Annotated in this window: 21 protein-coding genes; 13 read left to right on the forward strand and 8 right to left on the reverse strand. The window is 66.7% G+C overall.

Features of this window, described 5'->3' with window-relative positions; all coding sequences use genetic code 11:
• The first annotated feature begins 318 nt into the window (after nucleotides 1–318).
• On the forward strand, nucleotides 319–744 hold the full coding sequence (locus tag ACT3S2_RS11390; protein ID WP_444555370.1) for a CoA-binding protein: 426 nt from the start codon (nucleotides 319–321) through the stop codon (nucleotides 742–744).
• Here the strand turns inward: ACT3S2_RS11390 and ACT3S2_RS11395 are convergent.
• Together ACT3S2_RS11395 and ACT3S2_RS11400 are read right to left on the reverse strand one after the other, a co-directional pair.
• Nucleotides 741–1,559 (reverse strand): DUF1206 domain-containing protein, encoded by an 819-nt coding sequence (locus tag ACT3S2_RS11395; protein ID WP_444555349.1) that lies wholly within the window; start codon nucleotides 1,557–1,559, stop codon nucleotides 741–743. The genes ACT3S2_RS11390 and ACT3S2_RS11395 overlap by 4 nt on opposite strands.
• 9 nt (nucleotides 1,560–1,568) lie before the next feature.
• On the reverse strand, nucleotides 1,569–2,801 hold the full coding sequence (locus tag ACT3S2_RS11400; protein ID WP_444555348.1) for an MFS transporter: 1,233 nt from the start codon (nucleotides 2,799–2,801) through the stop codon (nucleotides 1,569–1,571).
• Between the two features lie 113 nt (nucleotides 2,802–2,914).
• Between ACT3S2_RS11400 and ACT3S2_RS11405 the strand changes: the two genes are divergently transcribed.
• Nucleotides 2,915–4,399 (forward strand): mannitol dehydrogenase family protein, encoded by a 1,485-nt coding sequence (locus tag ACT3S2_RS11405; protein WP_444555347.1) that lies wholly within the window; start codon nucleotides 2,915–2,917, stop codon nucleotides 4,397–4,399.
• A gap of 35 nt (nucleotides 4,400–4,434) precedes the next feature.
• Here ACT3S2_RS11405 and ACT3S2_RS11410 read toward each other — a convergent pair whose 3' ends face one another.
• Nucleotides 4,435–5,838: an FGGY family carbohydrate kinase gene (locus ACT3S2_RS11410; protein WP_444561721.1), complete on the reverse strand. Its 1,404-nt coding sequence runs from the start codon at nucleotides 5,836–5,838 to the stop codon at nucleotides 4,435–4,437.
• On the reverse strand, nucleotides 5,835–6,797 hold the full coding sequence (locus ACT3S2_RS11415) for a sugar-binding transcriptional regulator (RefSeq protein ID WP_444555345.1): 963 nt from the start codon (nucleotides 6,795–6,797) through the stop codon (nucleotides 5,835–5,837). Before ACT3S2_RS11415 ends, ACT3S2_RS11410 begins: the two co-directional genes overlap by 4 nt.
• 158 nt (nucleotides 6,798–6,955) lie before the next feature.
• On the opposite strand from ACT3S2_RS11415, the gene ACT3S2_RS11420 reads away from it, so the two are divergent.
• The 5 genes from ACT3S2_RS11420 to ACT3S2_RS11440 all read left to right on the forward strand — a co-directional run bounded on the left by ACT3S2_RS11420 (nucleotide 6,956) and on the right by ACT3S2_RS11440 (nucleotide 10,966).
• The gene (locus ACT3S2_RS11420; RefSeq protein WP_444555344.1) at nucleotides 6,956–8,323 is read left to right on the forward strand and encodes an ABC transporter substrate-binding protein; all 1,368 of its coding nucleotides are present in this window, start codon (nucleotides 6,956–6,958) and stop codon (nucleotides 8,321–8,323) included.
• Nucleotides 8,324–8,326: 3 nt separating this feature from the next.
• Nucleotides 8,327–9,283, forward strand: a complete 957-nt coding sequence (locus tag ACT3S2_RS11425; RefSeq protein WP_444555739.1) for a carbohydrate ABC transporter permease — start codon at nucleotides 8,327–8,329, stop codon at nucleotides 9,281–9,283.
• Entirely contained in the window at nucleotides 9,280–10,167 is an 888-nt protein-coding gene (locus tag ACT3S2_RS11430) for a carbohydrate ABC transporter permease (RefSeq protein ID WP_444555738.1), read from the forward strand. The genes ACT3S2_RS11425 and ACT3S2_RS11430 overlap by 4 nt, the downstream gene beginning before the upstream one ends.
• A 76-nt stretch (nucleotides 10,168–10,243) precedes the next feature.
• Nucleotides 10,244–10,633, forward strand: a complete 390-nt coding sequence (locus ACT3S2_RS11435) for an MmcQ/YjbR family DNA-binding protein (RefSeq protein ID WP_444555737.1) — start codon at nucleotides 10,244–10,246, stop codon at nucleotides 10,631–10,633.
• A gap of 9 nt (nucleotides 10,634–10,642) precedes the next feature.
• Nucleotides 10,643–10,966 (forward strand): putative quinol monooxygenase, encoded by a 324-nt coding sequence (locus tag ACT3S2_RS11440; protein WP_444555736.1) that lies wholly within the window; start codon nucleotides 10,643–10,645, stop codon nucleotides 10,964–10,966.
• A gap of 27 nt (nucleotides 10,967–10,993) precedes the next feature.
• On the opposite strand, the gene ACT3S2_RS11445 is transcribed toward ACT3S2_RS11440, so the two are convergent.
• Nucleotides 10,994–11,446, reverse strand: coding sequence for an OsmC family protein (locus ACT3S2_RS11445; RefSeq protein ID WP_444555735.1), 453 nt, complete (start codon nucleotides 11,444–11,446; stop codon nucleotides 10,994–10,996).
• Between the two features lie 82 nt (nucleotides 11,447–11,528).
• Here ACT3S2_RS11445 and ACT3S2_RS11450 point away from each other — a divergent pair, with 82 nt between their 5' ends.
• On the forward strand, nucleotides 11,529–11,768 hold the full coding sequence (locus tag ACT3S2_RS11450) for a hypothetical protein (protein WP_444555734.1): 240 nt from the start codon (nucleotides 11,529–11,531) through the stop codon (nucleotides 11,766–11,768).
• 34 nt (nucleotides 11,769–11,802) lie between these two features.
• Here the strand turns inward: ACT3S2_RS11450 and ACT3S2_RS11455 are convergent, their stop codons facing one another.
• Nucleotides 11,803–13,242, reverse strand: coding sequence for a sodium/glutamate symporter (locus ACT3S2_RS11455; protein ID WP_444555733.1), 1,440 nt, complete (start codon nucleotides 13,240–13,242; stop codon nucleotides 11,803–11,805).
• A 242-nt stretch (nucleotides 13,243–13,484) separates the two neighbouring features.
• Complete coding sequence (locus ACT3S2_RS11460; protein WP_444555732.1) at nucleotides 13,485–13,847, reverse strand: VOC family protein; 363 nt, start codon at nucleotides 13,845–13,847, stop codon at nucleotides 13,485–13,487.
• Between the two features lie 67 nt (nucleotides 13,848–13,914).
• On the opposite strand from ACT3S2_RS11460, the gene ACT3S2_RS11465 reads away from it, so the two are divergent.
• The 3 genes from ACT3S2_RS11465 to ACT3S2_RS11475 are packed head-to-tail and all read left to right on the forward strand — an operon-like array spanning nucleotide 13,915 to nucleotide 17,260.
• Nucleotides 13,915–14,382 carry a MepB family protein gene (locus ACT3S2_RS11465; RefSeq protein ID WP_444555731.1) on the forward strand — a complete coding sequence of 156 codons (468 nt, stop codon included), beginning with the start codon at nucleotides 13,915–13,917 and terminating at the stop codon, nucleotides 14,380–14,382.
• Nucleotides 14,383–14,417: 35 nt separating this feature from the next.
• Nucleotides 14,418–15,776, forward strand: a complete 1,359-nt coding sequence (locus ACT3S2_RS11470; protein ID WP_444555730.1) for an APC family permease — start codon at nucleotides 14,418–14,420, stop codon at nucleotides 15,774–15,776.
• Between the two features lie 20 nt (nucleotides 15,777–15,796).
• Nucleotides 15,797–17,260, forward strand: coding sequence for a DUF1990 family protein (locus tag ACT3S2_RS11475; RefSeq protein ID WP_444561722.1), 1,464 nt, complete (start codon nucleotides 15,797–15,799; stop codon nucleotides 17,258–17,260).
• A gap of 28 nt (nucleotides 17,261–17,288) precedes the next feature.
• On the opposite strand, the gene ACT3S2_RS11480 is transcribed toward ACT3S2_RS11475, so the two are convergent.
• Nucleotides 17,289–18,074, reverse strand: coding sequence for an AmiS/UreI family transporter (locus ACT3S2_RS11480; protein WP_444554496.1), 786 nt, complete (start codon nucleotides 18,072–18,074; stop codon nucleotides 17,289–17,291).
• 191 nt (nucleotides 18,075–18,265) lie between these two features.
• On the opposite strand from ACT3S2_RS11480, the gene ACT3S2_RS11485 reads away from it, so the two are divergent.
• Together ACT3S2_RS11485 and ACT3S2_RS11490 are read left to right on the forward strand one after the other, a co-directional pair.
• Nucleotides 18,266–18,736 carry a hypothetical protein gene (locus ACT3S2_RS11485; RefSeq protein WP_444554497.1) on the forward strand — a complete coding sequence of 157 codons (471 nt, stop codon included), beginning with the start codon at nucleotides 18,266–18,268 and terminating at the stop codon, nucleotides 18,734–18,736.
• Nucleotides 18,737–18,742: 6 nt separating this feature from the next.
• Nucleotides 18,743–19,020 (forward strand): transcriptional regulator (locus ACT3S2_RS11490; protein ID WP_444561723.1); only part of this gene is annotated, 278 nt, incomplete at its 3' end.

A 19,020-nucleotide genomic window follows, 5' to 3' on the forward strand; every position in this document is an offset into this window, starting at 1 on the left:
GCAGGGATCCCCGATCTGGAGATCCCCGCAGCCGATATCCCGGAGGCCGATATTGCCGATGTCGACATCCCCGCGGCACCGGTCCGTCCGCCGTCCACCCCCGGGGAATCGGCACCGCCAGGTCTCGACCTTGCGGGGACCGGCCGTCGCGGAGCCGTCGTTGAACCGGAGGTTCCCGAGGTCGAAGGACCACCGTTGGGCACCACCGATCCGCAGCTGCGCACCACTGAGCCGGTCCTGAACGTGTCCGATCCGGTGCTTTCCGAACCGGTGCTGCGCGAGCCGGTACTCGGTGATGGCGGGACCGACGGTCCACAGCTGCGCCAGCACCACATCAACGATCCGGACACCATCCGGCGTCTGCTCACCACCCCGGCCCGTTGGGCCATCGTCGGTCTGTCCAATAATCCGATGCGAGCCGCCGTCGGGGTGGCGCGGATCGTGCGTGATGACCTGGGCATGGACATCGTCCCGGTCTCGCTGAAGGGGGACACCGTCCACGGGGAGCGGGGCTACACCCGGCTCGACGAGATCCCCGGGACCATCGACGTCGTGGACTGCTTCGTGAACTCGCAGCGGGTCGGAGCGGTCGTGGACCAGGCCATCGAGATCGGCGCGAAGGCCGTATGGCTGCAGGTCGGGGTCGTCGATGAGGCCGCTGCGGCCCGCGCCACGGCTGCCGGGCTGGATGTGGTCATGGATGCCTGCCCGGCGATCGAGCGGCGCAACCTGATGCGCTCCTAGAGCCCGGCACCCTGTTTCATCTCGTCATAGCGCGAGCGCATGAACAAGAAGAGGGCGTAGGCCAGCAGGCCGACGGCGATCGCGATGAGGGCGAAGGACCCGAACGGCTGATCGCGCACTGCCTTCAGGGCCCCGTCCAGTCCGGTGGAGTCCTCGGGGTCGTGTTGTGCCGTGGAGACGACGATCAGCAGTCCCAGCGCGGCCAGAGTCAGCCCCTTGGCCACGTAACCCGCGGTGCCCAGGATCATCAGGGTGCGCTGCACCGTGGGGCTGGAGGGCCGGCGCAGGCTCTTGGTGAACTTTCTGGCCACGCCGGAGTAGATGAAGTAGATCCCGACGCCGATGACGACCAGACCGGCGATGATCAGGGCGACGCTTCCGGCGGGTGAGGACATCAGGGTGGCCGAAATGGACGTGCTCTGTTGGGAGGAGTCCTTTCCGGCGCCGAGGGCGTAGCTGCCGAACGTGGTGCCGATGGCCGCGAAGACGACGCCGGTGCCCGCCTGTTTAACGATGAAGCCGGCACCCTTGTGGCTGGGAACGACGGCCTGGGTCAGGCTCCAGATTGCCAGCAGGAGGCAGCCCAGGAAGCAGAGCCAGATCAGGATCCCGCCCCCGGGTTGCGCGGAGAGTGCCCTCATGGCGCCCGACTGGTCGGCGTCCCCGCCACGCGCCAAGGCCACGTTCAACGCCAGGAGGCCCAGCATGCCGTGCAGCACCCCGTTGGCCACGTAGCCGAGTCGGGCCGCGCGTTCGAACCACTCGCTGCGAGCTGCCTTGCGGGCTTCTGCGGCCGCCTTCTCGGTGTTCTTCATCCCCTGAGCCTAGGCCGAAGGAGCCGCCCGTTGGCGCATGAGCGCCAGAGGCAGAGTGGCCAGCGAGATTCCGGCGGCCACCAACAGGGCGATGGGGAAGGACAGCCCTGCGGCCAGGGCTCCCACGAGCACCGATCCCAGACCGGTTCCGGCATCAAAGCCCATGTTCCAGACGGCGCTCGCCGTCCCGTACTGGGAGGGCCTCACCGCCGAGAGGGAGAGCAGCAACGTGAGGTTCTGCAGGCCTCCGTAGGTGATGCCGATGATCGTCATGGCCACCAGCAGCAGGGGGACGCGGGTCGCGTCGGGATCCTTCACGGCCCAGGCTGCAAGCACGAGCCCGATGGCGGTGAGCAGGACCAGCGGCCACAGGAAGGCCTTCGTCCCGTGCCGGTCGGCCCAGGCGCCCAGACGCCACCGGCTGAGGGCCGCGGTCGCGGTGAGCAGGGCCAGTCCCCCGGTCGTCGCGGCGGGCGAGGAGCTCATCTGCGGGACGAAGGTGATCAGTGCCCCACCGGCGAGGGTGACGGCCAGCAGCAGGAGCATGGGACGGAGCAGTCCGCCCGGAAGCCGGGGGGCCCGTCGCTTCCCGGTCGTCGTGTTCTCCTCGGCCGGGGTCGCCGGGGCCGGGCGGCGACGGGATTGCTCGGCTTCGCGTTCACGTAGGGCCAGCGCCAGTCGCGGGGCCGCCACGATGCCCAGCAGCGGCAGGGTCCCCAGGGCGAAGACCGTCCAGAAGCCGATCGTGTCGGCCAACCAGGGTCCTGCAGGCAGCAGGAGCAGTTGGGGTACTGCGATCGCCGCGCCGTAGGCGCCGATGGCGGCACCATGCCTCGCCGGTGCCACCAGGTGGGCCACCGCCGCGGAACCGGTGACCGTCAGGATCCCGAACCCCACCCCACGGATCAGTGACAGGGCCAGGATCCAGCCGAGCTGGTCGGAGAGGAGCATGAGCAGGGACGGTCCGCCGAGCAGCAGCAGGCCGGCAGCCAGAACGCGACCAGTGCCCAGACGCTGGAGCAGCCGGGGGACGAACCCCTGGGTCAGGACGGTGGTCAGCAGCAGTGCGCCATTGACCAGGCCGGATCCGGCCTCGTCGGCGCCGCCGCGGACGGCCCACAGCGGGGCCATGGGTAGCAGGGCGGCGAATCCGGCGAATCCGGCGGCCGTCAGGGACAGCAATGCCGGCATTCCGGGGGCGCGCCACACCGAATTACCGCGGGAAGGATCTGAGCTGTTCACGAAGCCCCACCCTAGCAAGTGGGCCACCCTTCACTCGTATGCTCATTTGAGTATGGTGAGATGCTCATATGTTATGCTCTTGATTGTTAGCTACATCACGATCGGAGCACATCATGACTCGTCTGAATGCCGGGGCCCTGCCCGTACTGAAGGACCCGGTCTCCGTGCCCGGGTATCCGTTGGGGCAACGACGGATCGGCATCGTGCATTTCGGCGTCGGAGGATTCCACCGGGCCCACCAGGCGATGTATCTCGACGCGCTGATGAACGCGGGTCAGGACCTGGACTGGGCCATCTGCGGGGTTGGGCTCATGCCCCACGACCAGCGCATGCGCGATGTCATGTCCGACCAGGACGGGCTGTATACCTTGGTGGCCAAGGCCCCCGACGGAACCCGTGATGCCCGGGTCATCGGTTCCATCGCCCGTTACCTTTATGCCCCGGACGAACCCGAGCTGGTCCTGGAGCAGCTCACCGACCCGATGGTGCGGATCGTGTCGCTCACCGTGACCGAGGGCGGCTACAACTACAACCCCTCCACCGGGGAATTTGATGCCACCACCCCAGCCGTCGCCGCGGATCTGGCCGAGGGGGCCGTGCCAACCACCACGTTCGGGTTCGTCACCGAGGCCCTGCGTCGCCGCCGAGCCGCCGGGATCGAACCGTTCACGGTGATGAGTTGTGACAACATCCAAGGCAACGGGCATCTGGCCGCGAAGGTCTTCACCACCTTTGCCCGGTTGAAGGATCCGGAGCTCGGGGCGTGGGTGGCCGAGCAGGTGCCCTTCCCGAACTCCATGGTCGATCGGATCACCCCGGTCACCACCGAGGCCGACCGGGCTGCCATTGCCGCCGAATACGGGGTTCAAGACGCCTGGCCGGTGGTCTGCGAGGACTTCATTCAATGGGTCCTGGAGGACAGTTTCCCCACCGGGCGCCCCGACTGGGGGTCGGTAGGAGTCCAGCTGGTCGACGACGTCGAACCCTATGAGCTGATGAAACTGCGCCTGCTCAACTGCAGCCACCAGGGCATCGCCTACCTCGGTTATCTAGCGGGCTACCGCTTCGCCCACGAGGCCTGCTCCGACCCGCTGCTCGTCGAGTTCCTCCTCGCCTATATGGAACGCGAAGCCACCCCCACCCTCCAGCCCGTGCCGGGGATCGATCTGGACGCGTACCGGCACGAACTCATCGAACGGTTTGCCAACGAACAGGTCCAGGACACCCTGGCCCGTCTGGCCGCCGAATCCTCCGACCGGATCCCCACCTGGCTGGTCCCCGTGATCCGTGCGAACCTGTCCGACGGCGGTGCGGTGCGCCTCAGCGCCGCGATCGTCGCCTCCTGGGCCCGCTACGCCCGCGGCGTGGACGAGGCCGGGCAACCCATCGAGGTCGTGGACCGGCTCCGCGACCGGGTCCTGGCGGCGGCGGCCGCCCAGGATCAGGACCCGTTGGCGTTCCTGCGCGACCGGGAACTCTTTGGCGATCTGGCCGACCAGGAGGAGTTCACCCGGCCCTACCTGGAGGCGCTGGCCATCCTGGACGACGGCGGGGCGCTGGCTTTGTTGCGCACCTTGCGCGCGGATGGCTGGACGTAGGACTCCAACTCCCTGCTACTGCCTCGACGAGGGGCCTACACCCCGTAGAGGCGGGTGCGTTCGGTGGCGTAGAGGTTGCGGGATTGCGCGCCCCAGCCGGCTCCGGAGGGGCTGAGTCGGGTCTCGATCCGGCGTTCGAAGGCAGGAAGTTCGCCCGTCGCTGACCACACCGCCTGGCGGGCGGCCCCGAGTGCCACGTATTCGCCGGCTTCCAGGACGTCCACGTCGATACCCAGCAGTTCGGGGGCCACCGCGCGCAAGGATGCCGATCGCGCGCCACCGCCGATCAGTAGGGCCCGTTGGGCCGGTCGGGACACCTCGGAGAGGGCTTCGGCGGCATCGGCCAACGAGTTCATCACGGCCAGGACGGAGGACCGGGCCAGATTCTCCCGGGTCAACGAGGCCCGGCTCATTCCGGTCAGGCTCCCGGTGGCCCCGGGGAGGTTCGGCGTGCGTTCGCCATCGAAATAGGGCATGAGGTTCAGTCCTCCGGCCAACGGGTCCCCACAGGAGGCGAGCCGGTCGAATTCGGCCAGCCCAACGCCCAGCAGTTCGGCGGTGGAGGCCATCACCCGAGCCGAATTGATGACCGCGAGCAAGGGGAGATAGCCACCGGTGGCATCGGCGAAACCGGCCACCGCCCCCGTGGCATCCGCGGTGGGGCGATCTGGTACGGAGGCGAAAACGGTGCCCGAGGTGCCGATCGACACGGCGATTTCCCCGGATTGCAGGCCCAGGCCCAGGGCGGCTGCGGCATTATCGCCGGCGCCCGCCGAGACGACCGCACCGTCGGCCCCGAACTCGGGCAGGAGACGGCCTCCGACGGCATCCGGGGCGATCACCTCGGGTAGTTCGGGGGCGCGACCGAAATATTCGGTCAGCAGTTCCGGGAGGTATCCGGTAGCGGGGTGGTAGTAGGCGGTGCCGCTGGTATCCGAGCGATCGGTGAACCAGCGGCCCGTGAGCACGTGGTTCAGATAATCGTGGGGCAGCACCACGCGGTGTACCCGTGCCGCGGCTTCGGGCTCGTTCCTGGCCAACCAGGCCAGCTTCGTCAGGGTGAAGGAGGCCACCGGCACCGATCCCACTTCCCGGGCCCAGAAATCCGCCCCGTGGTCGGAGACCATGGCCGCGGCCTCGGGAGCGCTGCGGGTGTCGTTCCACAACAGCGCTTCGAAGACCGGTTCCCCGGACACGTCCAGGGCGACCATGCCGTGTTGTTGGGCGGCCAGCCCGACGCCGATCACCGTACCTGCCCCCGCAGGGTCTGCTTCTTTCCAGGCGCGGTGCAGGGCGGAGGCCCAGATCCGCGGATCGATGCTGGTCCCATCGGGGTGGGCCACCTTGGCCGAACGCAATTCGGTCCCGGTGGCGGCATCCAGGGCCAGCACCTTGCAGGACTGGGTCGAGGAATCAATGCCGACGACGACGTCGCTCATGCTGGATCCTCCGTCGCGGTTGCTTCAATCAGGTCAAGTTCCGTGGCCAGGGCGTGGGCCAGTGATGGGCCAAGGACCAAATGGTTCACGATTCCGGCGGCCACCGCAGCGCGGACCCCCGCGACACCGTCCGGGCTGGGGGCGACCATCACGACTTGCGGGGTGGCTTTCAGCTGGGCCAGCGAGACGGCGATGACACAATCATCGACCCCTGCCGCGGCCGCTGAACCGTCGGCGGCCAGCAGTCGGCCCGAGCATTCGGCGACGGTGCCCGCCGCGGTGGCGGCCTGACGCTGGGTGGGGGAGAGGCGTTCATAGACGGTTGACTTCCCGGGGACCCAATCGCCCAGGGCGACGACGGCGACATCGAGGTCCTCTGCCGCCTTCAGGGCGTCGGAGATCTCCGGCTGGCGGCGCAGACTCGCTGCCGTCTCGGCCGTTTCAAGGATGAGCGGGGCCGGCAGGGGCCAGGTCCGGCCACCGGCTGCTGCCCCGAGCCGATGGATCAGCGCCCCCGAACCGCTGCCGCCGGTGACCGTGATGGAGCCGGCGAGCTGGACGACGTCACAACCGGGCAGTGTTGGCAGGTGGCCGGCCATGGCCTGCAAGGTGCGCGACCAGGAGACCCCCAGTCGGCACCCCTCGGTGACGACCCCGGCGACGACTGCTGCTGCCGCACGGGCCAGTCGGTCGCGTTCGTCGAGGGCTCCCGTCGGGGTCGGAGCGATGGTCACCGACGTGATGCCCAGGGCGCGGGCCAGTTCCGCTTCTTCGACGGGTACGGCTGCAGGGCGACGGATGGTGATCTGCACGATGCCTTCGTGGCGTGCCTCATCAAGATAGCGGGCGACCTGGAAGCGGGAGATCCCGTGGGTTTTGGCGATCTCGACCTTCGAGGTGTTTTCGAGGTAGTACTCGCTGGCGATCTGCGCCAACATTTCCTCGTGCCGTTCGGGCATGGGGTGGATTCCTTCGTTTAGGTCGGCACTCCCTCGGGTCCGACTCATGTGAGTTGAATGTCTTGCTCAAATGATCTTATATGACTAGAGTCACATAACAAATGAGCACTTGATGGTTATCACATGAGCGAAGCGGTCGCTCGAGCGAGGAGCAGATAATGGCGATACGGGATTTTCCCCTCAGCCGCCGGGGATTCATGGGCGCCGGGATCGGTGCCGTGGCCGCTGCGGGGCTCAGCGCCTGCTCGGGACAGGCGACGGCGGGTGGGAAGACCAGCCTGATCGTGGCCATCGTCTCCAACCCGCAGATGAACGACGCGATCTCCTTGATGGATGACTTCCGGTCCAAGCATCCGGGCATCGACGTCCGCTTCGTTTCGCTTCCGGAAAACGAGGCCCGCGCGAAGATCACCGCCTCCGTCGCCACCGAAGGCGGGGAGTTCGACGTCGTGATGATCTCCAACTACGAGACTCCGATGTGGGCCGAGAACGGGTGGATCACCGATCTGGGTCCCTATATGGAACAGACCCAGGGCTACGACGCCCAGGATTTCATTCCGACCATCCGTGAGTCGCTCACCCATCAGGGAAGCCAGTACTCGGTCCCGTTCTACGGGGAGTCCTCGTTCGTGGTCTACCGCGAAGACCTCTTCGAGAAAGCGGGGCTGAGCATGCCCGAACAACCGACCTGGGAACAGATCCGCGGATTCGCGAAGGAACTGCACGCGCCGCAGAAGGGCTTCTCGGGGATCTGCCTGCGCGGGCTGGCCGGATGGGGCGAAGTGATGGCGCCGCTGGACACCGTCATCAACACCTACGGCGGGCGCTGGTTCGACGAGGACTGGAACGCCACCCTGGACAGCCCCGAGGTCCATGAGGCGGTGGCCGGATATGTCGACCTGGTCCGCAGCTACGGCCAACCCGGGGCGGCGACCTCGGGGTACGGCGACTGCATCACCCGGTTCTCCCAGGGCAACGCGGCCATGTGGTACGACGCCACGGCGATGGTCTCCTCCATCGAGGACCCGTCCTCGTCGAAGGTCACCGGAAAGACCAACTATGCCCTGGCGCCGGTGAAGGAGACCGAGTCGGCCGGCTGGCTCTACACCTGGGCGCTGGCCATCCCGCAAACCAGCCGGAAGAAGCAGGCCGCATGGGACTTCATCGCCTGGATGACCAATAAGGACTACCTGAAGCTGGTCGGCAACTCCATCGGCTGGGAACGGTTGCCCCCGGGCAGCCGCAAATCCACCTACGAGATTCCCGAATACGCCTCGATCGCCGAGGACTACGCGACACCGACGCTGAAGGCCATGGGCAATGCCACCCAGGACAAATCCATGATCCATCCGGTGCCCTACACCGGACTGCAGTTCGTGGGGATCCCAGAATTCCAGGACCTCGGCACCCGGGTGGCGCAGCAGATCTCCGCCTCCATCGCCGGCAGCCAAAGCGTCGAGGACGCGCTGCGCCAATCGCAGGACTTCGCGGCCACCGTGGCCCGGACCTACCAGAAGAAGGGCTAGGCCATGAGTACGTTGACCCGGACGGACCGCCAGCAGGCGGCCGCCGACTCCGCACCGCACGCAGCGCGACAGCGCCGTGCCCGGCGTAGGGAGGGCTGGAGCCGCCGGCTGCCGCTGCTTCCCGCGCTGATCTTCACCATCATCGTCACCCAGCTGCCCTTCCTGCTGACCATCTGGTATTCGCTGCGGTCCTGGAACCTGTTGCGTCCCGACGGCAACATCTTCGTGGGACTGCAGAACTTCGTGGACATCTTCTCCGATTCCACGTTCCGGGTCGCGGCCGTGAACTCGGTGGTGATCACGCTGGGCTGCGTGGCCGTCGCCCTGGTCCTGGGGACGTTCTTCGCGATTCTGTTGGACCGCGAATTCCTGGGCCGGGGGATCGTGCGGACCCTGCTGATCACCCCGTTCCTGATCATGCCGGTGGCCTCCTCGCTGCTATGGAGCGTTTCGATGCTCAACCCCAGTTACGGGATGGTCAACTGGGTGCTGGGGTTGGTGGGGATCGGACCGATCGACTTCACCTCCTCGCTCCCGCTGCTCTCGGTGGTCATCGCCCTGGTGTGGCAGTGGACCCCGTTCATGATGCTGCTGGTCCTGGCCGGACTGCAGGCCCAATCCAAGGACGTCCTCGAAGCAGCTTCGCTGGACGGTGCCGGCTGGTGGAAGACCTTCACCTGGGTGACCATGCCGCAGCTGCGCCGGTACATGGAACTGGCCGTGTTGCTCGGGTCGATCTACGTGGTCAACACCTTCGACCAGATCTACCTGATGACCGCCGGCGGACCGGGCACGGCCAGCGCGAACCTGCCCTTCTACATCTACCAACGCGCCTTCCTGGGCTTCGACATCGGCCAGGCGGCCGCCATGGGCGTCGTGGTGGTCATCGCCACGATCCTCATCGCCATCTTTGCGCTGCGTTTGATCTTCCGCAGCTTCGACGACAAGGAGCTGTCATGAGCGCCACAACCCAACAAACCGCGGGGTCCGGCACCCGGGCCGAACGCCCGGAAGTCTATAAACCGCGACGGAAGGGGGTGGTCAGCGGAAGTCTGCTGACCACGTTCACCTGGGTCGCGGCACTGGTCTTCTTCGCCCCGATCGCATGGATGGTGATGACTTCCTTCAAGCAGGAGAACGTGGCCTCGTCGAGCCCGCCGAGCTTCTTCTTCGAACCCACCTTGGATCAGTACAAGGCAGTGCTGGGCTCCGATGCCGCCCCCTACTTCCTGAACTCGCTCATTGCCACCGGTGTTTCGACGCTCTTGGTGATTCTGTTGGCCATTCCTGCCTCCTATGCGTTGAGCATCCGGCCGGTGAAGAAGACCAATGACGTGTTGTTCTTCTTCATCTCCACCAAGATGCTCCCGATCGTCGCGGTCATCATGCCCATCTACGTGATCTCCGGTCAGCTGCGGGCGCTGGACAGCATCTGGACGCTGGTCATCCTCTATACGGCCATGAATCTGCCGATCGCCGTGTGGATGATGCGTTCCTTCTTCCAGGAGGTCCCCGGGGAGGTGCTCGAAGCGGCCTCGGTGGACGGGGCCGGACTGATCAAGACGCTGCGCTCCGTATTGATCCCGATGGTCACCCCGGGGATCGCGGCGACCGCGTTGATCTGTGTGATCTTCTCCTGGAACGAGTTCTTCTTCGCTCTGAACCTCACCGCCGCGAAGGCGGCGACGGTCCCGGTGTTCCTGATATCGCAGATGACCAGCGAGGGCTTGTTCCTGGCCCAACTCTCGGCGGCCTCGGTGCTGGCCTCGCTGCCGGTGGTCCTGGCCGGTTGGCTGGCCCAGAAGCAGCTGGTCCGTGGCCTGTCGATGGGTGCCGTGAAATAAACAGCAACCACGTCCTCCTGCGGTACGACGCCGGCACCCCTCGGGTGCCGGCGTCGTACCGCGTAGGATGCCGGGTATGGACGACTCCGCCTTCCGTGCCTATTGCCTCGGGTTGCCGGGGGTGTTCGAGGACCATCCGTTCGGCCCGGATGCCAGTGTGTTCAAGGTTTCTGGATCCCCCGAAGGGCGGGTGAAGATGTTCGCCCTGCTCTGGGACGGATCGGACCCGGCGCGCGCGAACCTGAAATGCGAGCCGGTCCTGGCCGACCAGCTGCGGGCCGCGCACCCTGAAATCACTCCCGGCTACCACATGAGCAAAAAACACTGGAACACGGTGGCCTGCGCCGGATCACTCGATGATGCCACGGTGCGTGACCTGATCGAGGACTCCTACGATCTGGTCGTCGAATCGCTTCCGAAGGCCGAGCGCGAACGCCTGGGGTGGAATGGGCTGGCTCGGGGATAGGCTGGGCGCATGATTTTCATCGTCGTCAAGTACAAGGTCAAGCCCGAATTCGTCGACTCGTTCCTCGAGATCACCCGGCCCTTCACCGAGGCCACCCGCGCCGAGGAAGGCAACCTCTGGTTCGAGTGGTCGCGCAGCGTCGAAGCGGAGAACGAGTTCGTGCTCGTTGAGGCGTTCCAGGACGGGGCCGGTGAGGCCCATGTGCGCAGCCAGCACTTCGCCGATGGCCTGGAGGCCATGCGCCCGACCCTGGCCGAAACACCGCTCATCGTCAGCCGCCAGGTCGAGGGCGAAGGCTGGGAGCAGATGGGCGAACTCCAGGTCGACGCCTGAAGCACGCCCCCTGCGATGGTCCCGGTTCTAGGCCGGTTCACCCGTGGAGACCTCGACGTCGAAGGCCACGGGGGTTCCGTGCTCGACGGTGCGTGAGACCGTGCAGTGCTTATCGTGGGAGAGCTTGACGAGGCGTTCGACCATGCTGGCCGCCTTCTGGCCCCCGGCGTCATCGCCGAAGGCCAGCTTGAACGCGAGATTCAGATTCTCCATCCGGCTGGCACCGCCCTCGTCGGCGATCTTGTCGCCCGAGGCGGTGACCTCGAATTGGGTGGGTTCGGCGCTACGTGAGGTGGCGACGTCCACATCGATCGCCGAGCAACCGGCGATGGCCGCCAAGAGCAGTTCCACGGGGGAGAGCAGCCCCTCGCCCTGGCCGAATTCGACCTCGGCTCCCGCGGCATTGCGGGCGGTGTAGTGGCCCGTCCGGTTACGTGACAATTCGATGGAACGGGTGCTGGAATCCTGGGTTTCACTCATGCGACCATCATGCCATCGGCGGATCGGTCCGCGGGGCGGGGGGATACGCTGGCGCTATCGACGTCACCGAGGAGGAACCCCCATGAATCGCCCGCACTCAGTGTCCGGCATGTTCGTCGCCACCCTCGTGCTGTGGCTGGTGTCCATCGGCTGCGGCATCGCCGCCGGACTCACGCTGAACTGGAACGCGGATCCGGGGCAGCAGATCCAGCCGCTGGTCGTCATCGGGGCCGTGGCCGCGGTGGGGTCGGCCATCTTTGCCCTCTGGACCGGGTGGCGGGCCTGCCGGGCGCTGGACTACCTGGTGGCCACCGCCCGGTAGTGCGGGCGTCACCGGCCCGCCCCGGCGCCCGGGATCATCCCTGGGCCGGGGAAGTCTCCGCCACCGAGGAGCGTCGCATCCGCTTGCCGTTGACCAGGCCGATGGACACCGAAGCGAGCAGCAGGACGCCCATGCCGATCAGCAAGGGGTAGGGCCCGAACTGGTAGATCAGGGGCATTGCTGCTGCCGTGATCAGCCCGCCGCCGAAGAACGGCTCGAAGACCAGTTGCTTATATCCGAAGGCCTCGTAGGCGGGGCTCTTGCCCTCGGGGTCGGCGATCCGCATGAGGATCAGGCCCGTCGCAGTGACCCCCATCGACTGCCCGAAGTCCCCGATCCCGCGTTCGAACCAGTACTTCGGGATGTAGCGGCGGGCGAGGAAGAACAACACGACCACGTTCCAGATGATGCCCACACCGGCCAGGAGCAGGAAGGGGCCGATGTTGGCGGCGATCGCCTTCAGCGACAGGGACGCCAGGGCACTGACGATCAGCAGGTCCAGGGCCAGGCCCTGGATGCGCATCATGGATCCACGGTCGATGAGGTGGGTCTTGCCGGTCTGGTCCAGGACGAGCTGGATGATGACCCCGCCGAGCATCGCCAACGGGAAGAGCGGAACGTATTCGAAGACCTGGACGCTGTCGGCCCAGGTGACGCTCTCGATCCACTGCAGCGCCGAGAGGAGCACCTGTCCGACGAGGATGGCCAGCGCGATGAAGGCCACGTGCAGCGTCATGCTTTCCACCGACGAGGAGCGCACGGTCAATTGCCCGGCCGAGGGCTGGTCGTCCTTGGAGTAGAGGCCCTTGAGCTCATTGTCCGGAAGCTTGGTCGAGGCGGAGATGACCTCGGTCCGCCCCGTGCGCACGGCCCAGTTGATGGCTGCGATCCCGATGACGATGCCGCTGACGATGCCGATCGTGGCCATGCCCAGCGCCAGGTCCGGTCCTTCGGTGAACCCCAGTTCGTTCATGACCGGGGCCATGCCGGCTGCCGTGCCGTGGCCGCCTTCGAAGCCGATCTCGATCAGTGCCCCGGCCATGGGGGTCATCCCGAAGAGCGGGACCAGGACCAGGACGGCCAGGGCCAGGCCGAAGACGTACTGCCCGGAGGCGAAGGTGACGCCCAGGCTCAGTTGCGGGCCCAGCAGCCGGGCGGCACGTTTGGGGGAGGGGATCGATTCACCCATGAACAGTGCCGCGAACACCACGCTGATGAGCAGGCCGGGCAGCGTGCCCCAGACCTCGAGGATCTGCGTTCCGAAGAGGCCACCCTCGGCGAATCTGTCGGTACCGGCCAGCGAGGCCAAATTGCCGAACACGTAGGGTCCCAGCAGCAGGGCCAGGAATCCCCCGAGGATCGAGGCCGGCAGGAACAACTTCTGCGCGATCTTGCTACGTACCCGGATCAGCTTGCCGAGCAGGACGATGAGTCCCAACAGGGCAAGAGCCAGGCCCACGACGTCTGCCGACATGGTTCTCCGATTCTTGGTGGGCGGACGCTGTCACAGCAGCGGCGCGGTGGTCGATCGGCAATTATTGCGTGATGCAGGCCTCTCGGTCCACTCGGATCTTCGGCCCGGAGGCCGGTTCCCGTACCGCCGCGTGACAATTCGGTGCAATAGGTGAACAAGGTCACACGGTATTGGTTGAAACCGAGCAAATTCCGTGCGTTGTTTGCCGCGTCCTCAGGGCACCCCGGCGGTGGGGGCCGGGATCATTTCTGGTGGATCTGTACGCGGTGCCCGTCGGGGCCGTCGATGAAGGCAAACGAGCCCCACGGCTGGATATCGGGGTCGGTGACCGTGGCGCCGCGCTCGCGGAGCCAGCCGACGGTCGCGGCGATGTCCTCGCAGGCATAGGTCAGGTAGGCGCCCTCTCCCGCCTGCTTGCCGGCCTGGCCGGCATCGAGCAGCGCCATCGTGGTCGCTCCTTCCGCCGGGGCCAGCTCGAGCCATCGGGCGCCGTGGCCCATGTCCTGATCGGTGACGATCACGAATCCCAGCAGATCACGATAGAACCGAAGGGACGCGTCCTGATCCGAGACGTACAACATGGCGGTACCGATGCGGGTGATCATGCGCTCACGGTACGCGGAAGGGCCCCGCGGACCAAGGGGTGAAGCGCTGTCGCGCTAGGCTCACTGGATGCGCTTTTCCGCTTTCGACTGGTACGTCGAGCACACCCTGGGCCTGCGGACGGAATTCGTTCCCGTTGCCCCGGAGGAACAGAACAGCGATTACGAAGCAGGCAATGCACCGGTCTCAGGGCAGCGCTGGCGGTTGCGCACCGCCCGCGTCACCCCGACGAAAGCGGGAGCCTTCGTGGCCGTGTGGCGCCGATCCGAGCAGGGCGCCACCGAGCCCTTTCCGGCCGATGAAGAAATAGCGGGTCTCGCCGTATTCGTGGTGGAGGAGGACCAACGCCGGGGGCTCTTCTGGTTCACCGCGGCACACCTGCGCGAGCTGGGCATCACCAGTTCGCAGGGGCATCCCGGAAAACGGGGGTTCCGCGTCTATCCGGAATGGTGCACCGGCCTGAACCGGCAGGCTTCGAGAACCCAGGCGGCGCAGGCTCCGGCGTTTGTCCGGCTCGGAGCAACTTCAGGATCGTGAGCCCGGTCCGGGGGAAACTGCGACAGAATGGCAGGATGGACGCCAACGCCCCGGAATCCGCTCCGGCCCAGGGATCGCTCAAGCGCAGTCTGACATTGGGGCAGTTGGTCTTCTACGGTCTGGTCTTCATCGGTCCCGCCGCTGCCGTGGGCATCTATGGCACCCTCGACGCCAAGTCCGGGGGAGCGGTGGCGACGGTCTATGTCGTGGCCACCCTGGTCATGGCCTTCACCGCCTCCAGCTACATGCGCATGTCGCGGGAAATCCCCCGGGCCGGCTCCGTCTTCGCCTACGCCGGGGCCGGGATCGGGCCCCGCGCCGGGTATGTCTCGGGGTGGATGATCCTGCTGGACTACCTGCTCATCCCCTCGGTCGCCTACATGTTCACCGGCATCGCCCTGAACTCGTTGTTCCCGTCCGTGCCCATCTGGGTGTTCGTCGCCGTCGCCGTGGTGGGGACCACGGCGCTGAACCTGGCCGGGGTGCGTGTGGCCTCCAAGGTCATCACCGCCGTCGTACTCCTGGAGGTCCTGGTCCTGCTGATCGTGTTGGTCTGCGGTGCCTATGTGCTGGCGACGGCCGGACCGGAACGGCCCTGGCTCAGCCCGTTCACCGGGATCGGCGGCTTCTCGCTGACCGCGGTCCTGGCGGCCGTCTCCGTCGCGGTGCTTTCCTTCCTGGGCTTCGACGCCCTGGCCACGTTCGCCGAGGAGACCAAGGGGACCGTCCGGCTCGTCGGCCGGGCGACACTGATCTGCCTGGTGGCGGCCGGACTGCTCTTCGTCGCCCAGACCTACGTCGGGGCACTACTTTCCACCACGACGCCTGCGCAGCTGGCTGCCGATCCGAGTCTGGAAGGTGCCGCCTACTATGTGGCCGTGGAGGACAGCATCGGCGAATGGCTGCACTGGTTGCTCGCCCTCTCCAAGGCGGCGGGCGCGGCCTTCGCGGCGATGGTCGGGCAAGGCGCGGGCAGCAGGATCATCATGGACATGGCGCGGGAGCGGCGCCTGCCGCACGCACTGGCCGCGGTTTCGGAGCGGACCGGGGTGCCGGTACGCAGCATCCTGATCACCGCCAGCGGGAACATCGTCGTCGCCGTCTGGGCGGCCACCCGGGCCGACGGGCTCGATATCCTCAGCTCGATCGTGAACGTCGGGGCGCTGACGGCGTTCATCCTGCTGCACGTCTCGGTGATCGGCTACTACCTGGTGAAGCAGAAGGCCGCCGCGCGCGGGACCTGGTTCGCCCACGGCGCCATCCCGGTCGTCGGGGCCCTGATGCTCGGGGTGGTCCTTGCCTCGGCCACGCAGCTGGCACTGCTCGTCGGGCTCGTCTGGTTCGGTGTCGGGCTCATCGTTGCCCTGGTCTCGCATCGGAGTAGCCGAACCTGACCCGGGAGTAGGCTTGGGGAATGGACCTGTTGGCACCTTTGAGAACCCGTTTGCGGATGACCTTCGCCGGCCAAACCGAAACTGTTCCTGCCTGGGAAGACGCGTTGGAGAACGGCGAGGATGCCGGATACTTCAACGCCGGATCCGTCGTCTGGCAGGTGAACGGGGGCACGACGCCGATTGCCGCCGGGATCCGTGCCCTCCTGATCCAGGCCCTGCATCCGGGCGCGCTCGCCGGCGTCGCCGAGCATTCGAATTACCGCGAGGATCCGCTGGGTCGACTCGCGGGAACCATCCGCTGGATCTTCACACTCACTTACGGCGATACGGTCGCCGCCCACGAAGCCTGCCGGTATGTCCGCAAACTCCATGTTCCGGTCCGGGGGGAGTATATGGACGCGCAGGGTACCGGCCGTCGCTACTCGGCGAACGACCCCGGGCTGTCCGAATGGGTCCACCTGGCCTTCACCGACGCATTCCTGCGTTCCTACGAACTCTTCCGCGGCCCCGTGCCAACACGGCTCGGTGGTGCCGACGCCTATGTCGGCCAATGGGCGAAGGCCGGTGAACTCATGGGGGTCATCGATCCACCGCGCACCGACGCCGAATTGCGTCAACGCCTTCAGGGGTACGACGACGAGGGCCTCCTGGCCGGTGGTCCTCGCGTGGATGAGGTGGTGTCCTTCCTGAAGAACCCTCCGCTGGATCCGATGCTGATGCCCGGCTACCGCCTGCTCTTTGCCGCCGTCGTTGATTCCCTTCCGGGGCGGTACCGCGACCTGCTCGGGCTCTCAGCCCCTGCACTGGGACTGCCCGGCGGCCGTCAGGTCCACGTTCCCGTACGCTCCGGCGCGAAGGCGTCGTTGGCCGTCATCGGTGCCGCCTTGGGCAAACAGGGGCCCAGCGAGCTGGCGGCACTGCGCCGGCTCGCCCGGATCGGCCAGCCCGGGGATCTGACCTACACCGATTATGGGTTGACCGAACTCGGGCACGCGCCGGCGGGTTACCGAACCGTCAGGCGGCGCTCACGCGTCGGGGCCGGCGAGGACGCGTTCCGCCGCCTGGCCGACGGGATCCTGGATTGGCAGATGCACCGCGGTGCCGGACTGAGGGTGCCGGAGGATACCCCGCGGGCGAGCCCGGGCGTCCGCGTCGTCTCCGGCATGGGGATCGGACCGATCCGGGTGCCCGCGCCCTGCCGGGTGTTGTGGAGCCTGGAGCCGGAGGCTGCGGATCCGGATACCGGGCCGCGCCGGGCCGGCTTCGGCTACGGAACCCTGAAGGGCCATCCCGTGGCGGGGGAGGAGGCCTTCACCGCCGTGCTAGATGACGAGGGCACCGTCTGGTTCGAGGTCCTGGCCTACTCGAAGCCGGCCAACTGGTTGATGCGGGCTGCGGCACCGGTGACCCACCGAACCCAGGAGTGGGTGACTCGGGCCTACTTCGAATCCGCCGAACGGTTGGCCGACGGCCGCCTGTCCTGAGGATGGACCGCGGAAGAATCCCGAGGAATCAGGGGCGGGGCGCCCGGCGGCGCAGAGGACTGTTGACCACGCGGCGGGAGGATCTGGACACCGGGGGGTTCGAGATGACGATCTGGGATCCCTGTTCGCTGCGCTCGGTGCGGGCGATCAGATCCGGGAGAGTCGGGACGTCACCGCCGTCGATTTCGTCGCGGAGCTGCGGCAACGGTGGAGATTGCGGCCGACCCACACCTTGGCGTCCCAACATCAGCGAGACAAGCAGGGCGAGTGCTCCCGCCACCGCGAGGATGCCCGCCCAGAGCCAGGTGCTCTGGAAGGCGCCGGAGAGCAGCAGCAGGGCGGGGATCGTGGCCGAGAGATGGGCGATGAGCACGGTGAACCAGCCGGTGGCGGCGGTCAGCGACTCCATGCCCAGGGCAAGGACGAGGTAGAACATCAGCCACAGGATGGTCCATAAAAGCCAGATCACCCCGAAGACCGGATCCCCGACGAGGGTGAACTGCAGATAGGACATCACGACCGCGACGCCGGAGACGAACAGCGAAAACCAGCCGACCCCTTCGCCATCGAGCCCGAAGGTGATGTTGAAGGCGATGTAGAGGTAGGTGAACCCGAACAGGTACAGGCCCGAGGCGGAAAGCGTCATGGCCGGGTCGCCGCCGGACTGGGCGATGATGATGGTGGGGAAGATGACCTGCATGGCCCCGACGAAGTAGTTCATCGGGGCGGCAGCGCGTCCGGGGACGAAACCCAGCAGCATCAGGCCGTTGATGAAGAGCACGGCGCCGACATACAGCAGTCCGACGTTTCCCATGGGGAACTCCTTGTGAAGTCGTGTTGACCGGTGGAGGTCCCCGAAAGGTGGGCCAGCATTTGGCGGCGCACGCGAGGGTGGTCGATGAGGCCCATCATAGTCGTGAAACAGGGCCCGACCAACGCGAAGCCGGTGTCGCTGAAGGATGAAAATGTCTTTCCTGTATGGCAAGACAAATGTAGTCTGGCCGCATGGATTCCGATGACACCCCCAATGCGGCCCAGGCCGGGGAGTCGCTTGTAGCACTCGGCGCCGTCGGTGAACTGAATGCCGAACGCCTGCAATGCCCACCACGCTATTGGTTCCTGGTGGGCTTCATCCTTGCCGTCCTGGCCCTGGTGCCACTGGTCACCGATCTGCTGTCGATGCCGGCGGCCCTGCTGGTGCTGCCGGGAGCGATCCTGGTGGTCTTCCTCTTCGCCTCGTGGAAGCAGCCCAGCGCGGTGCGCCATATCCGCCTGCACGGTTCCATGTGGTTGCCCTTTCTGGGCGGCGTGCTGGTGGTGGGGTTCATCGGAGGAATCAACTCCGCCCTCTACGACACCCATGGTTGGTGGTGGATTCCGGTCATTGCCGCCGTGGTGTTGTTCTGCCTGGGCACGATCGGCGGACCGGCGCTGGACCGGTATTGGGCCCGTCGCGTCCGGAACCCGCGGGACTGAGCCGTCATGAGCCAGGACGGGTTCGACCCGGTGATCCACCCCCTTCCACGGCTGCGGATCTGTGCCCTGCTGGAGCCGGTCCGCGGCGAAACCTTCGGGAGGGTCCGTGACCTGCTGGGGTTCACCGACGCGACGTTGAGCAAGCACGTCCGGGTGCTGATCGATGCCGGCTATCTCGAGCCGACGAACGCGGTACGCGCGGGACGCCGTCCCGTCACCCTGGCCATGACCCGTGCCGGCAGGGTGTCCTTCCGACTCCATATCGACGCACTGAACCAGCTAGC

The sequence above is a fragment of the Arthrobacter sp. AOP36-A1-22 genome, from assembly GCF_052377615.1.
Classification (GTDB): domain Bacteria; phylum Actinomycetota; class Actinomycetes; order Actinomycetales; family Micrococcaceae; genus Arthrobacter_H.

Bases quoted from the DNA above. Each gene is read 5' to 3' on its own strand.
- ACT3S2_RS11395 (WP_444555349.1), bottom strand. From the start codon at position 1,559: ATGAAGAACACCGAGAAGGCGGCCGCAGAAGCCCGCAAGGCAGCTCGC.
- ACT3S2_RS11405 (WP_444555347.1), top strand. From the start codon at position 2,915: ATGACTCGTCTGAATGCCGGGGCCCTGCCCGTACTGAAGGACCCGGTC.
- ACT3S2_RS11410 (WP_444561721.1), bottom strand. From the start codon at position 5,838: ATGAGCGACGTCGTCGTCGGCATTGATTCCTCGACCCAGTCCTGCAAG.
- ACT3S2_RS11415 (WP_444555345.1), bottom strand. From the start codon at position 6,797: ATGCCCGAACGGCACGAGGAAATGTTGGCGCAGATCGCCAGCGAGTAC.
- ACT3S2_RS11420 (WP_444555344.1), top strand. From the start codon at position 6,956: ATGGCGATACGGGATTTTCCCCTCAGCCGCCGGGGATTCATGGGCGCC.
- ACT3S2_RS11425 (WP_444555739.1), top strand. From the start codon at position 8,327: ATGAGTACGTTGACCCGGACGGACCGCCAGCAGGCGGCCGCCGACTCC.
- ACT3S2_RS11430 (WP_444555738.1), top strand. From the start codon at position 9,280: ATGAGCGCCACAACCCAACAAACCGCGGGGTCCGGCACCCGGGCCGAA.
- ACT3S2_RS11435 (WP_444555737.1), top strand. From the start codon at position 10,244: ATGGACGACTCCGCCTTCCGTGCCTATTGCCTCGGGTTGCCGGGGGTG.
- ACT3S2_RS11440 (WP_444555736.1), top strand. From the start codon at position 10,643: ATGATTTTCATCGTCGTCAAGTACAAGGTCAAGCCCGAATTCGTCGAC.
- ACT3S2_RS11445 (WP_444555735.1), bottom strand. From the start codon at position 11,446: ATGAGTGAAACCCAGGATTCCAGCACCCGTTCCATCGAATTGTCACGT.
- ACT3S2_RS11450 (WP_444555734.1), top strand. From the start codon at position 11,529: ATGAATCGCCCGCACTCAGTGTCCGGCATGTTCGTCGCCACCCTCGTG.
- ACT3S2_RS11455 (WP_444555733.1), bottom strand. From the start codon at position 13,242: ATGTCGGCAGACGTCGTGGGCCTGGCTCTTGCCCTGTTGGGACTCATC.
- ACT3S2_RS11460 (WP_444555732.1), bottom strand. From the start codon at position 13,847: ATGATCACCCGCATCGGTACCGCCATGTTGTACGTCTCGGATCAGGAC.
- ACT3S2_RS11465 (WP_444555731.1), top strand. From the start codon at position 13,915: ATGCGCTTTTCCGCTTTCGACTGGTACGTCGAGCACACCCTGGGCCTG.
- ACT3S2_RS11470 (WP_444555730.1), top strand. From the start codon at position 14,418: ATGGACGCCAACGCCCCGGAATCCGCTCCGGCCCAGGGATCGCTCAAG.
- ACT3S2_RS11475 (WP_444561722.1), top strand. From the start codon at position 15,797: ATGGACCTGTTGGCACCTTTGAGAACCCGTTTGCGGATGACCTTCGCC.
- ACT3S2_RS11480 (WP_444554496.1), bottom strand. From the start codon at position 18,074: ATGGGAAACGTCGGACTGCTGTATGTCGGCGCCGTGCTCTTCATCAAC.
- ACT3S2_RS11485 (WP_444554497.1), top strand. From the start codon at position 18,266: ATGGATTCCGATGACACCCCCAATGCGGCCCAGGCCGGGGAGTCGCTT.